This window comes from Streptomyces sp. NPDC001828, from assembly GCF_042892175.1.
GTDB lineage: Bacteria > Actinomycetota > Actinomycetes > Streptomycetales > Streptomycetaceae > Streptomyces.
Genome location: NZ_JBIATV010000014.1, coordinates 283,792 through 297,426 on the forward strand (window position 1 = coordinate 283,792; position 13,635 = coordinate 297,426).

The following is a 13,635-nucleotide window of genomic DNA, read 5'->3' on the forward strand; positions in this document are numbered from 1 at the left end:
GGGAAACGGTTGCTCGGGGATCCCGTACGAGTGCTGTTTGGGCCGGTCGGCCGACACGCGGCCGGGTGGGGGCTTGGAGCGCGGCGGGTGGGGCGGCGGTCCCGGCGGCGGGGAGCGGGAGGTCAGGCGACAGAATCTGTCAGCTGACAGCGCGATGACAGTCGACGGATTCTGTCCGCCGACCGTCCACCACCGCCGCCGCTCCCGCTGTCCGGCACACTCAGGGAGCCTCCCCCCGGATCACCGCGAGCACTCCATCGAGTTCGTCCGGTTTGACCAGGACGTCGCGGGCCTTGGAGCCTTCGCTGGGGCCGACGATGTTGCGCGATTCCATCAGGTCCATCAGCCGGCCGGCCTTGGCGAAGCCGACGCGGAGCTTGCGCTGGAGCATCGACGTCGAGCCGAACTGGGTGGAGACGACGAGTTCGGCGGCCTGGCACAGCAGGTCGAGGTCGTCGCCGATCTCCTCGTCGATCTCCTTCTTCTGCTTGGTGCCGACGGTGACGTCGTCCCGGAAGACCGGGGCCATCTGGTCCTTGCAGTGCTGGACGACGGCCGCGATCTCTTGCTCGGTGACGAAGGCGCCCTGGAGGCGGGTCGGTTTGTTCGCGCCCATCGGCAGGAAGAGCCCGTCGCCCTTGCCGATCAGCTTCTCGGCGCCCGGCTGGTCGAGGATGACCCGGCTGTCGGCGAGCGAGGAGGTGGCGAACGCGAGCCGTGAGGGCACGTTCGCCTTGATCAGGCCGGTGACGACGTCGACGGAGGGCCGCTGGGTGGCGAGCACCAGGTGGATGCCGGCGGCGCGGGCCAGCTGGGTGATGCGGACGATGGCGTCCTCGACGTCGCGCGGGGCGACCATCATCAGGTCGGCGAGCTCGTCGACGATCACCAGGAGGTACGGGTACGGCGTCAGCTCGCGCTCGCTGCCCTCGGGCAGTTTCACCTTGCCGTTGCGGATGGCCTCGTTGAAGTCGTCGATGTGGCGGAACCCGAACGCCGCGAGGTCGTCGTAGCGCAGGTCCATCTCGCGGACGACCCATTGGAGTGCCTCGGCGGCGCGCTTCGGGTTGGTGATGATCGGCGTGATGAGGTGCGGGATGCCCTCGTAGGCGGTCAGCTCGACCCGCTTGGGGTCGACGAGCACCATGCGGACGTCTTCGGGGGTGGCCCGCACCATGACGGAGGTGATGAGGCAGTTGATGCAGGAGGACTTTCCGGAACCGGTGGCTCCGGCGACCAGGACGTGGGGCATCTTGGCGAGGTTGGCCATCACATAGCCGCCCTCGACGTCCTTGCCGAGTGCCACCAGCATCGGATGGTCGTCCTCGGCGGCGTCGGCCAGGCGCAGCACGTCGCCGAGGTTGACCATTTCGCGGTCGGTGTTGGGGATCTCGATGCCGACGGCCGACTTTCCGGGGATCGGCGAGATGATCCGTACGTCGGGGCTGGCGACGGCGTACGCGATGTTCTTGGCGAGGGCGGTGATCCGCTCGACCTTGACGGCGGGGCCGAGTTCGATCTCGTAGCGGGTGACCGTCGGGCCGCGGGTGAAGCCGGTGACGTTGGCGTCGACCTTGAACTCCATGAAGACGTTCTGCAGCGAGGCGACGACGGCGTCGTTGGCGGCGCTGCGCGTCTTGCCGGGCCCGCCCTTTTCGAGGAGGTCGAGGGAGGGCAGCGCGTAGGTGATGTCCCCGGCGAGCTGGAGCTGTTCGGCGCGCGGGGGCAGCGCTTCGGTGCTTTCGCGTGGCGGCTTCGTCAGGTCGGGTACGACGGGGGGTGCGCCGGGTGTGGCCTTCGGGGTCCTGGGTGGGGCGGGTGCGGGGGTTTCGGCGGCGCGGGCGGTCGGCAGCGGGGTGGCTTCGGGCTGTTCCTTGTCGCGTTCGCCGGTGACGCCCTGGGTGAGGTCGGCGACGACGGGCGAGGGCGGCAGGCCGTTCATGACGGCGCCGTCGAGGGCGGCGGCCGCGGCGGCGGCCACGTCGACCGGGTCGAGGCCGTTCTCGAAGGCCGGCTGCACCGAGCCGCGCCGGGGTGTCCGGCGTCGGGTGAGTGCTTCTTCCTCGGCCCATTGGGGGTCGTGTGCGGCGGGGGCGGCGGCGCGGCGGCGGGGGCGCGGGGCGGGTTCGTCCTCGCGCCATTCGTCGTCGTAGGTCTCGTCCTCGCCGAGTTCGCCGGGGAGGGGTTCGAGGACGCCGAGTTTGACGCCGAGCAGGCGCAGCCGTTGTGGGATGGCGTTGACGGGGGTGGCGGTGACGACGAGCAGTCCGAAGACGGTGAGCAGGACGAGCATGGGGACGGCGAGGACGTCGCCGAGGGTGAATTCGAGGGGTTTGGACGCGGTCCAGCCGATGAGGCCGCCGGCGTCCTGCATGGCGGCGGTGCCGTCGTTGCGGCCGGGTGAGCCGCAGGCGATGTGGACCTGGCCGAGGATGCCGAGGACGAGGGCGGACAGGCCGATGACGATGCGTCCGTTGGCCTCGGGTTTTTCGGGATAGAGGATGAGCCGGATCGCGATGGCGCCGAGGAGCAGCGGTACGACGACGTCGAGGCGGCCGAAGGCGCCGGTGACCAGCATTTGTACGAGGTCGCCGACGGGGCCGCGCAGGTTGGACCAGGTGCCGGCGGCGACGATCAGTGCGAGGCCGAGGAGCAGCAGTGCGACGCCGTCCTTGCGGTGGGCGGGGTCGAGTCCTTTGGCTCCGCGTCCTATGCCGCGGAACATCGCTCCTACGGCGTGGGCGGCGCCGAGCCAGATGGCGCGGGCGAGCCGGTAGACGCCGCCGGTCGGGGAGGGTGCCGCTTGGGGTGCGGGCCTGGGGGCGGCGGCTTTTTTCGCGGGTGGCTTTCTGGGTGCTGTCTTTTTGGCGGGTGCTTTGGGTGCGGTGGCTTTCTTGGCGGGCGCAGCCTTCTTCGCCGGGGTACGGCCGGTGCGCTTCGCGGTGCCCGCCGTGCCCTGGGAACCCTTGCCGGACGTACGTGAGGCCATGGTGCTGAGGTTACCTGGGTCGGCGGCGGTGGACACGTGTGCCTACGGCTTCACCCGTCCGTGTCGTACGCGGCACGGCTGCTGACGCCGCGTCAGGCGGACGCGGCGTCAGTTGTGTGGCTGTCAGTTCTGGGAGGGGAGGGTGGGCGCGCCGCCGGTGCCGGGTTCCAGGGCGTCCAGTGCTCGGCGCAGGCCGGTGAGCTTGCGTTCGAGGTGGGCGGCGGTGGCGACGGCCGCGGCGTCGGCGGAGTCGTCGTCGAGTTGTTTGGAGAGCGCTTCGGCCTGTTCCTCAACTGCCGCGAGCCGTGCGGAGAGTTCGGCGAGGAGGCCGGCGGATTCCTTGGCGGCGCCGCCGTGGGTGCCGCCTTCCAGCTGGAGCCGGAGCAGGGCGGCCTGTTCGCGCAGTTGGCAGTTCTTCATGTACAGCTCGACGAAGACCGACACCTTGGCGCGCAGCACCCAGGGGTCGAACGGCTTCGAGATGTAGTCCACGGCGCCTGCGGCGTATCCCCGGAAGGTGTGGTGGGGGCCGTGGTTGATGGCCGTGAGGAAGATGATCGGGATGTCCCGTGTGCGTTCGCGCCTCTTGATGTGCGCGGCGGTCTCGAACCCGTCCATTCCGGGCATCTGGACGTCCAGCAGAATGACCGCGAAATCGTCCGTCAGTAGCGCTTTGAGCGCTTCCTCCCCTGACGATGCCCGCACCAGTGTCTGATCGAGCGCAGAGAGGATGGCCTCCAGCGCCAGCAGATTCTCCGGCCGGTCATCGACCAGGAGGATCTTGGCCTTCTGCACCATGGCCCGTCCTCCTCGCCCCGGCAGTGCACCGGGCGCCGCCCCAGGGGACGACTCCCTTGCGTCGCCCGTCCTTGTGCCGGTCATGGTAGCCGCACCCCGCCTGTCGCCACACCCTGTCACCGCGATGTCACTGTGCACGTAGCAGAAACGTAGTGGGAGACCAGAAGGTTCCCCGAATACCGTCGCCTCACACGCCTTCGGCCACAGTCAGTCAGCACCGCCCGGCCGCCCGGGCGCCCGGCGGTCACTTTCCTCGCATCCACTGCTCCATGACGGAGAGCAGATGGTCGGGGTCGACGGGCTTGGTCACGTAGTCGGAGGCGCCGGATTCGATGGCCTTCTCGCGGTCGCCCTTCATCGCCTTCGCGGTGAGCGCGACGATGGGGAGGCCGGCGAACTGGGGCATGCGCCGGATCGCGGACGTCGTCGCGTAGCCGTCCATCTCCGGCATCATGATGTCCATCAGGACGACGGCGGTGTCCTCGTGCTGTTCGAGGACCTCGATGCCCTCCCGCCCGTTCTCCGCGTACAGCACGGAGAGCCCGTGCTGTTCGAGGACGCTGGTGAGCGCGAAGACGTTGCGTACGTCGTCGTCGACGATCAGTACCTTCTCGCCGCCGAAGTGGAACGATTTGGCGGGGGTGCGCTCCGGTTCGCTCTGCTCCCAGCTTTCGCCGGAGCCCACGGGTTCGCCGGTCAGGGCGGGTTCCTTGGGGCCGTCGTTGCCGAGTGCCTTGCGGCGCCTGCGGAACAGTCCGGCCGTCGCGGGCTGCGTCCCGCCGTGCCCGTAGTCGGGGCCGGCGTTGTGCTGGGCCGGCTCGGGGCGTACGGCGGCTTCGATGGCGAGGCCTGCCGCGCCTTCCATGCCGCCGGGGGCGAGCTGCGGGTAGCCCTGGGGGGGCAACTCGCTGAGGTGGAGCGGGAGGTAGAGGGTGAAGGTGGAGCCGCGGCCCGGTTCGCTGGCCGCGTGGATCTCGCCGCCGAGCAGCCGCGCGATCTCGCGGCTGATGGACAGGCCGAGGCCGGTGCCGCCGTATTTGCGGCTGGTGGTGCCGTCGGCCTGTTTGAACGCCTCGAAGATGACGCGCATCTTGCTGGCCGCGATGCCGATGCCGGTGTCGGTGACGGAGAACGCGATGAGGTCGGAGTCGGCGTCGCGCAGCGAGCCGGCTTCGAGGAGCTGTTCGCGGATGGCGTGCGGGACGTCGGTTCCGGCGGGGCGGATGACGAGTTCGACGGCGCCGCTGTCGGTGAACTTGACGGCGTTGGACAGCAGGTTGCGCAGCACTTGGAGGAGGCGCTGTTCGTCGGTGTGGAGGGTGGCGGGCAGTTCGGGTGAGACGCGTACCGAGAAGTCGAGGCCCTTTTCCGCGGTGAGCGGGCGGAAGGTGGCTTCGACGTAGTCGACGAGCTGGACGAGCGCGATGCGGGTGGGCGAGACGTCCATCTTGCCGGCCTCGACCTTGGACAGGTCCAGGATGTCGTTGATCAGCTGGAGCAGGTCGGAACCCGCACCGTGGATCGTTTCGGCGAACTCGACCTGCTTGGGCGAGAGGTTGCCCTCGGCGTTGTCGGCGAGCAACTTGGCGAGGATCAGGAGGGAGTTGAGCGGGGTGCGCAGTTCGTGGGACATGTTGGCGAGGAACTCGGACTTGTAGCGCATGGAGACGGCGAGCTGTTCGGCGCGCTCCTCCAGCACTTGTCGGGCTTCCTCGATCTCGGTGTTCTTGACCTCGATGTCCCGGTTCTGCTGGGCCAACAGTTCGGCCTTCTCCTCCAGTTCGGCGTTGGAGGCCTGCAGGGCGCGCTGCCGGTTCTCCAACTCGGCGGAGCGTTCGCGCAGTTGCTCGGTGAGTTCCTGGGACTGCTTGAGCAGGACCTCGGTCTTGGAGTTGACGGAGATGGTGTTGACGCTGGTCGCGATCATCTCGGCGATCTGGTTGAGGAAGTCCTTCTGGATGTGCGTGAACGGCTGGAACGAGGCCAGTTCGATCACGCCGAGGACCTTGCCCTCGAAGAGGACGGGCAGCACGATCACGTGCGCGGGCGGTGCCTCGCCGAGCCCGGAGGAGATCTTGAGGTAGCCGGGCGGCACGTTCTCCACCAGGATGGTCCGCTTCTCCTCGGCGGCGGTGCCGATGAGTGTCTCGCCGGGCCGGAAGGAGGTCGGCATGGAGCCGGCCGAGTATCCGTAACTCCCGCGCATCCGCAGCTCGTACGAGCCGTCGCCGGCCGCGCTGACCTCGGGGGCGCCGCCGGTCGGCATGGCGAGGAAGAACGCGCCGTGCTGGGCGGAGACGACCGGGGTGAGCTCGGTCATGATGAGGGAGGCCACGTCGTCGAGGTCGCGGCGGCCCTGCATGAGGCCGGAGATGCGGGCGAGGTTGCCCTTGAGCCAGTCCTGTTCCTTGTTGGCGACGGTGGTGTCGCGCAGGTTGGCGATCATCGTGTTGATGTTGTCCTGGAGGGCCTGGATCTCGCCCGCCGCGTCCACGTCGATCTTGAGGTTGAGGTCGCCGCGGGTCACCGCGGTGGCGACGGCCGCGATCGCGCGGACCTGCCGGGTGAGGTTCCCGGCCATCTCGTTCACGGATTCGGTGAGGTCGCGCCAGGTGCCGTCGACGTCGCGGACGCGTGCGTGGCCGCCCAACTGGCCCTCGGTGCCGACCTCGCGGGCGACCCGGGTGACTTCCTGGCCGAACGAGGACAGCTGGTCGACCATCGTGTTGATGGTGTTCTTGAGTTCCTGGATCTCGCCGCGCGCGTCGATGTCGATCTTTTTGGTGAGATCGCCCTGGGCGATGGCGGTGGTGACGGTGGCGATCTGGCGGACCTGGCCGGTGAGGTTGTCGGCCATGGAGTTCACCGACTCGGTGAGGTCCTTCCACGTCCCCGAGACGCCGGGCACGCGGGCCTGACCGCCGAGGATGCCGTCCGTGCCCACTTCGCGGGCCACCTTGGTGACCTGTTCGGCGAACGAGGACAGCGTCGTGACCATCGTGTTCACGGTGTCGGCGAGTTCGGCGACCTCGCCGCGCGCCTCGACCGTCACCTTCTTGGTGAGGTCGCCGTTGGCGACCGCCGCCGAGACGCGGGAGATGTTGCGCACCTGGGTCGTCAGGTTCGCGGCCATCAGGTTGACGTTGTCGCTGAGGTCCTTCCAGATGCCGGTGACGCCCCGCACCCGGGCCTGGCCGCCGAGGATGCCCTCGGTGCCCACCTCGCGGGCGACGCGGGTGACCTCGTCGGCGAAGTTGGACAGCTGGTCGACCATGGTGTTGACGGTCGTCACCAGCTCCAGGATCTCGCCCTTGGAGTCGACGGTGATCTTCTTGGAGAGGTCGCCCTCGGCGACGGCGGTCGTCACCTCGGCGATGTTGCGGACCTGCGAAGTCAGGTTGTTGGCCATGGAGTTGACGGACTGGGTGAGGTCCTTCCAGGTGCCGGACACGCCCTGCACCTCGGCCTGCCCGCCCAGGATGCCTTCGGTGCCGACCTCGCGGGCGACGCGAGTGACCTGCTCGGCGAAGTTGGAGAGCTGGTCGACCATCGTGTTGAGCGTGTTCTTGAGCTCCAGGATCTCGCCGCGCGCGTCCACGTCGATCTTCTGCGAGAGGTCACCTCGGGCGACGGCGGTGGCGACCTGGGCGATGTTGCGGACCTGGGCCGTGAGGTTGCCGGCCATGCCGTTCACGGAGTCGGTCAGGTCGCGCCACACGCCGGCGACGCCGGGCACCTGGGCCTGGCCGCCGAGGCGGCCGTCGGTACCGACCTCGCGGGCGACGCGGGTGACCTGCTCGGCGAAGGCGGAGAGCTGGTCGACCATCGTGTTGATGGTGTTCTTCAGCTCCAGCATCTCGCCGCGCGCGTCCACGTCGATCTTCTGCGAGAGGTCACCTCGGGCGACCGCCGTGGTCACCTGGGCGATCTGACGCACCTGGGACGTCAGGTTGCCGGCCATGAAGTTGACGGAGTCGGTGAGTTCCTTCCACGTGCCGGACACCCCGTCGACGCGGGCCTGCCCGCCGAGCCGGCCCTCGGTGCCCACGTCCCGCGCCATGCGCGTGACCTGGTCGGCGAACGAGGAGAGCTGCGCCACCATCGTGTTGACGGTGTTCTTCAGCTCCAGCATCTCGCCCGCGACGTCCACGGTGACCTTCTGCGACAGGTCGCCGTTGGCGACCGCCGTGGTCACCTGGGCGATGTCGCGGACCTGGCCGGTGAGATTGCGGAACGCGGTGTTGACGGAGTCGGTGAGGTCCTTCCAGGTGCCGGCCGCGCCCGGTACTTCGGCCTGACCGCCGAGGCGGCCCTCGATGCCGACCTCGCGGGCGACGCGGGTCACCTCGGAGCCGAACGACTGGAGCTGGTCGACCATCGTGTTGACGGTGTTCTTCAGCTCCAGCATCTCGCCGGCCACGTCCACCGTGACCTTCTGGCTCATGTCACCGCTGGCGACGGCCGTCGTCACCTGCGCGATGTCGCGGACCTGCGTCGTCAGGTTGCGGAAGACGGTGTTGACGGAGTCCGTGAGGTCCTTCCAGGTGCCGGCGGCCCCTGGGACCTGGGCCTGCCCGCCGAGGAGTCCTTCGGCGCCGACCTCGTTGGCGACGCGCGTGACCTCGTCCGCGAACGTGCGCAGCGTCTCGGTCATCTGGTTGATGGTCTCCGCGAGCTGCGCGACCTCGCCGCGCGCGTTCACGGTGACCTTCTGCGACAGGTCGCCGCTGGCGACGGCCGTGGTCACCTGGGCGATCCCGCGCACCTGCGCGGTCAGGTTCGTCGCCATGACGTTGACGGAGTCGGTGAGGTCCTTCCACACCCCGGCCACGCCCGGCACCTGCGCCTGCCCGCCGAGCTCGCCCTCGGTGCCGACCTCGCGCGCGACGCGGGTCACCTCGGAGGAGAAGGAGGACAGCTGGTCGACCATCGTGTTGACGGTGTTCTTCAGCTGGAGCATCTCGCCGGCCACGTGCACGGTGACCTTGCGGGAGAGATCGCCCTTGGCGACCGCCGTGGTGACGAGAGCAATATCACGTACCTGAGCCGTCAGCCGGTACGCCATCGTGTTGACGGAATCCGTCAGATCCTTCCAGGAACCGGACATTCCGCGTACCTGGGCCTGACCGCCGAGCTTGCCCTCCGTGCCGACTTCGAGGGCGACCCGGGTCACCTCGTCGGTGAACGCGGACAGCTGGTCGACGAGGTTGTTGACGGTCCGCCCGACCTTGAGGAACTCGCCCCGCAATGGCCGCTCGGCCCCGTCGCTGCCGTGCGAACGCAGGTCCATGCGCTGTTCCAGATCGCCGTCGGCGACCGCCGACAGGACCCGCCCGACCTCGGAGACCGGCCGCGCGAGGTCGTCCACGAGGGCGTTGGACGCGTCGATCGCGGTCGCCCAGGAGCCCTCGCAGGCGCCGTTCTCCAGGCGCTCGGTCAGCTTCCCCTCGCGCCCCACCATCCTGCGCACTCGGGCGATTTCCCCGGTCAGGTGCAGGTTGCGGTCGGCGACCTCGTTGAAGACGGCGGCGATCTCCGTCATCACCCCGTCACCCGAGACCGTCAGGCGCTTGCGGAAGTTTCCGTCCCGCATCGAGGCGAGGGCGGCGAGCAGCCGTTGCAGCGCCGCCGTGTCCACCTCGGTCGTTCCGTTGCCTCCACGCTGCTTGTGGCTCCGGGCCTGTTGAGTCCGGGACTGATCGTCTTTCGCGCGCGTGCTTACGCCCCGCGCTGCTGCGCCAGACTCCACCGTGTCCCTCCCGCAAGGGTTGACCGCACTGCCCGGGCTGTCTCCGGAAGCATGCCCAGTGTTTCACCATGGCCGAACCAGGCCATAACAGTTCGGCAGCTTCGCATATCCGTCCCCGCCCACGGAGGGCGGAAACACTGGTGACCGGCATCCGCTCGGACAGCGAAGGTAAGTAACCTGGGCTCCGGCTGTCCAACCGCCCCGGTCCGCCCGGCAAGGGGCGGTTCGTCCCCTTTGCTCGGTAAAGCTTGGGGCGGGCGGCACAAAGGACGACCGCGGGACACCGGAGGGGACGGGCCGACGTGGGACTGTTGATTCCCGGAGGGCACGTTCCGGAGCCCCGGCAAGGAGATCCGGGCGTCGAGACGCGTACGAGGAGTTCTGTGATCACCGCGCGGGCGGCAGCCAGCTTCGACCCTGTCGGACGGTCGGTCGCGACCGCCCGCGCCTTCGTCCGCGACACCCTCCAGGGCTGGGGGTACGCCGATGTCGTCGACGACGCCGTGGTCCTCACCAGTGAGCTCGTCACCAACGCGGTGGTCCACGCGGGCACCAAGGCCGACGTCCTGTGCCTGCGTTCCGACGACGGGGTACGCGTCGAGGTCGCCGACCGCTACCCCGAACGTGAGGTTCCGCTGCTCGGCTCCCCCGCCGACATCGCGGGCCCCGACCGCGAGAACGGCCGCGGCCTGCTGCTGTGCGCGGCCCTCGCCTCGCGCTGGGGCGTCGAGTACACGCCGACCAGGAAGAACGTCTGGTTCCAACTCGACCTGCCCAACCGCCCGGTGGGCACCCGCTCGGCAGGGCCCGCCCTGCCGACCGCGCTGCTGCCCGTCACCGACGGCAGGGTCCGGGTCGCGGTCGTCCAGATCGACCGCGCCGGCGCGGTACGCGCCTGGAACGAGGACGCCGAGGAGCTCTTCGGCTACCCCGCCGAGCAGGTCACCGGCAAGGCCCTCACCGATTTCGCGGCCTGGCCGCACACCCCCGGCACCTCCACCGGCATCGTCGAGGCCCTCCAACTCTCGCGCTGGGAAGGCACGTACGGGATAAGAGGAGCCGACGGCCGCGTGGTCCCGGTGTACGCCTCGCACCTGCGGGTCCGCGACACCGAGGGCGAGCCCTCCACCGTCTGTCTGCTGGTACGCGACGACGAGCGGGCCGTGTTGCAGACCCCGGTGCGTCAACCCGCCGCGGATCCGGGCGCGTTGGGCGAGAGCCGCAACGTCGACCCGTTCGAGGTCTTCATCGGCTCGCCCGCCCCCGACGACCTGGACGGCCTCCTGCAGCGCACCGTGGAACGCGCCCGCGACATGCTGGACGGCGACTCCGCGTTCCTGCTCCTTGCCACCGACGACGAGACCGAGCTGGAGGTGCGCGCCACCACCGGCCTGCCCTCCGCCCGCCAGCGCTTCGCCCGCGTCCCCGTCGAAGCGGGCACCGGCCGCTACGGCTCGGCGCGGATGCCCGCCGTCCACGAGGACCTCGCGGCCGTGCCCGGCGCGGTGCCGCTCCTCGAAAGCACCGGCATGCGCTCGGTCGTCACCGTCCCCCTCAAGGTCGAGGGCCGCCTGACCGGTTCGCTGGGCGTCGCCGCCGAATCCCCCGGCCGCTACTCCAACGAGGAGGCCCTGCGCCTCCAGTTCGCCGCCGACCGCATCGCGCTCGCCGTCGAATCGGCGCGCCTTGGCGAGCTGGAACGCCTGCGCCGCGGCTCCCTGAGCTTCCTCGTCGAGGCCTCCGACCTGCTCGCCGGCACCCTGGACCGCGACCAGACGCTGGCCCTGATGGCGCAGATGACCGTGCCGACCCTGGCCACCTGGTGTGCCGTCTACACGATCGCCGACCAGGCCTCCGAGCCGTACCTCTCCTACGTCCTGCACGAGGACGAGGAGCGCATCGACGGCCTCAAGGCCCTCCTGTCCAAGATCAGCCCGCCGGAGCCGGTGCCCACCCCCGGCGCCCGGGTGTGGACCGCCCCCAGCGAAGCCGCCCACCAGGCCGCGCTCCGCGTCTCGATGCGCGACTTCGGCCGCTCGGGCGGCCCCCACACGGGCAGCGGCCTCGGCACCACCTTGTCGACGGCGGCCGCGGTCGGCGGCGAGACGGTCGTCCTGCCGCTGGTCGCCCGCAACCGCGTGATCGGCATGCTGACCCTGGGCAAACCGTCCGACGACCACTTCCGCCAGGAGATCCTCGAACTCGCCGAGGACCTCTCGCGCCGGGCCGCCCTCGCCCTCGACAACGCCCGCCTGTACTCCGAGCGCATGGCGATCAGCCGCTCCCTCCAGCGCTCCCTGCTGCCGCCGGGCCTGCCGCAGATCCCGGGCGTCGAGGTCGAGGTGATCTACCGCGCGGCCGGCGAGGGCAACGAGGTGGGCGGCGACTTCTACGACCTCTTCCCGATCCGCGACGGAGCGTACGGCTTCGCCATCGGCGACGTCTGCGGTACGGGCCCGGAGGCCGCCGCGGTCACCGGCCTCGCCCGGCACGCCCTGCGCCTGCTCGCCCGCGAAGGGTTCGGCGGGCCCGCGGTCCTGGAACGCCTGAACGCGGCGATCCTCGACGAAGGCGCCCGCAGCCGCTTCCTCACCCTGCTCTACGGCGAGTTGTGGCCCCAGGAGGACGGCAGCGCCATCCTGAAGATCGTCTGCGCCGGCCATCCGCTCCCGCTGCGCCTGCGCCAGGACGGCACGGTCGAACCGGCCGCCGACCCGCAGCCGCTGCTCGGCGTGATGGAGGACCTGGAGCTGTACGAGCAGACGATCACCCTCGACCCGGGCGATGTCCTGCTGTGTGTGACCGACGGCATCACCGAACGCCGCGAAGGCACCCGCATGCTGGGCGACGACGGCCTCACCGATGTCCTGGCCACGTGTACGGGTCTGACGGCGGGCGCGGTCGCGGCCCGCGTCCTGCGCGCGGTCGAGCGTTTCGCCGCCGAACCGGCCTCCGACGACATGGCGATCCTATCGATGCGCATCCCCGAGCAGGCCAAGCGATAACGCCCGGGAGGGGACGCGGATACGCGAAAGGCCCCGCCCAATGGGCGGGGCCTTTCGTATTGCTGAGCCCCCATGCGGAATCGAACCGCAGACCTTCTCCTTACCATGGAGACGCTCTACCGACTGAGCTATAGGGGCCGGTTGTTGTTTCGGGGTTTCCCCCTCACCAACGAGATAAAGCATACCCCGAATCAGACGGTGTTCCGAACCGCGTCCGCCCCCTCCGGCTATGCGGGTTGCAGCAGCCCGCCGAGCGCGTTGCAGACGGAGACCAACCGCCGCAATTCCGCCGGGGACAGCCCGTCGAGCGAGGGCAGCGCCAGCGTCTCGTCCGCGGCCCGCTCGGTCTCGGCAAGGCTCACCCCGTCCCGCCGGAACTCCCGCATCCGGTGTACGGGAATGGGCACGGGCACCTCGCACGCGACCCCGCGCCGCCGCAACAGCCGCGCGAACGCGTCCCGGTCGGGCCGGCCGTTGCCGGGCACCCGTACGACGTACCGCTGATAGCGGTGCCCCTCGGCAGGTGCGGGCGTCCGCACGCCGACGAGCCGCCGGTCCAAGTAACCGGCCCGCTCCCGCCGTTGGGCCACATCCCCGCCGAGCCCCTCGTGGTCCTCCCCTTCCAGGAACAACACCCCATGTCCGGCGGCCAGTTCGGCGAAGAGCTCGGCATCGGCGGGATACCCGAAGCGGCGTACGAGTACGACAGCGGCGGTCCTCGATGTGACGGCCCGTGCGACGGCGTCCGGGGCCAGGCAGTAGGTCGACGGATCGATGTCGGCGAACACCGGCACCGCCCCGACGGCGACGACGGCCCGGGCCAGCTCCGCGGTGTCGTAGGCCGGCACGATCACCTCGTCACCGGTCGCGACACCGGCAGACTTGAGCGCTCCTGTCATTCCCATGACAGCGGATCTTCCTCTTGCCACATGAACGCCAGGTGAGCGGGCACAAAAAAACGCTGGCCCCCGAACCGAAGTTCAGGGACCAGCGTTGAAGATTTGTTCGGCGGCGTCCTACTCTCCCACAGGGTCCCCCCTGCAGTACCATCGGCGCTGAAAGGCTTAGCTTCCGGGTTCGGAATGTAACCGGGC

Annotated in this window: 5 protein-coding genes, 1 tRNA gene and 1 rRNA gene; 1 reads left to right on the plus strand and 6 read right to left on the minus strand. The window is 69.7% G+C overall.

The window, feature by feature from the left end:
- Nucleotides 1–220: 220 nt before the first annotated feature.
- From ACFYZA_RS32750 to ACFYZA_RS32760, 3 genes are all read right to left on the minus strand, one after another.
- The gene (locus tag ACFYZA_RS32750) at nucleotides 221–2,989 is read right to left on the minus strand and encodes a DNA translocase FtsK (protein WP_388494307.1); all 2,769 of its coding nucleotides are present in this window, start codon (nucleotides 2,987–2,989) and stop codon (nucleotides 221–223) included.
- A gap of 123 nt (nucleotides 2,990–3,112) precedes the next feature.
- Nucleotides 3,113–3,787, minus strand: coding sequence for a response regulator (locus ACFYZA_RS32755; protein WP_344379412.1), 675 nt, complete (start codon nucleotides 3,785–3,787; stop codon nucleotides 3,113–3,115).
- Nucleotides 3,788–4,031: 244 nt separating this feature from the next.
- A complete protein-coding gene (locus tag ACFYZA_RS32760) occupies nucleotides 4,032–9,536 on the minus strand; it encodes a HAMP domain-containing protein (protein ID WP_382593265.1) in 5,505 nt (1,834 codons plus the stop codon).
- Between the two features lie 302 nt (nucleotides 9,537–9,838).
- Between ACFYZA_RS32760 and ACFYZA_RS32765 the strand changes: the two genes are divergently transcribed.
- A complete protein-coding gene (locus tag ACFYZA_RS32765) occupies nucleotides 9,839–12,541 on the plus strand; it encodes a SpoIIE family protein phosphatase (protein ID WP_388494308.1) in 2,703 nt (900 codons plus the stop codon).
- Nucleotides 12,542–12,606: 65 nt separating this feature from the next.
- Here the strand turns inward: ACFYZA_RS32765 and ACFYZA_RS32770 are convergent.
- The 3 genes from ACFYZA_RS32770 to rrf all read right to left on the minus strand — a co-directional run.
- A tRNA-Thr gene (locus ACFYZA_RS32770) sits at nucleotides 12,607–12,679 on the minus strand.
- Between the two features lie 89 nt (nucleotides 12,680–12,768).
- The gene (locus tag ACFYZA_RS32775) at nucleotides 12,769–13,446 is read right to left on the minus strand and encodes a DegT/DnrJ/EryC1/StrS family aminotransferase (RefSeq protein WP_382593271.1); all 678 of its coding nucleotides are present in this window, start codon (nucleotides 13,444–13,446) and stop codon (nucleotides 12,769–12,771) included.
- A gap of 98 nt (nucleotides 13,447–13,544) precedes the next feature.
- A 5S ribosomal RNA gene (gene rrf / locus ACFYZA_RS32780) occupies nucleotides 13,545–13,635 on the minus strand; the annotation flags it as partial.

Excerpts from the sequence above, each read along its gene's own strand:
- ACFYZA_RS32755 (WP_344379412.1), bottom strand. The coding sequence starts at position 3,787 with ATGGTGCAGAAGGCCAAGATCCTCCTGGTCGATGACCGGCCGGAGAAT.
- ACFYZA_RS32750 (WP_388494307.1), bottom strand. The coding sequence starts at position 2,989 with ATGGCCTCACGTACGTCCGGCAAGGGTTCCCAGGGCACGGCGGGCACC.
- ACFYZA_RS32775 (WP_382593271.1), bottom strand. The coding sequence starts at position 13,446 with ATGGGAATGACAGGAGCGCTCAAGTCTGCCGGTGTCGCGACCGGTGAC.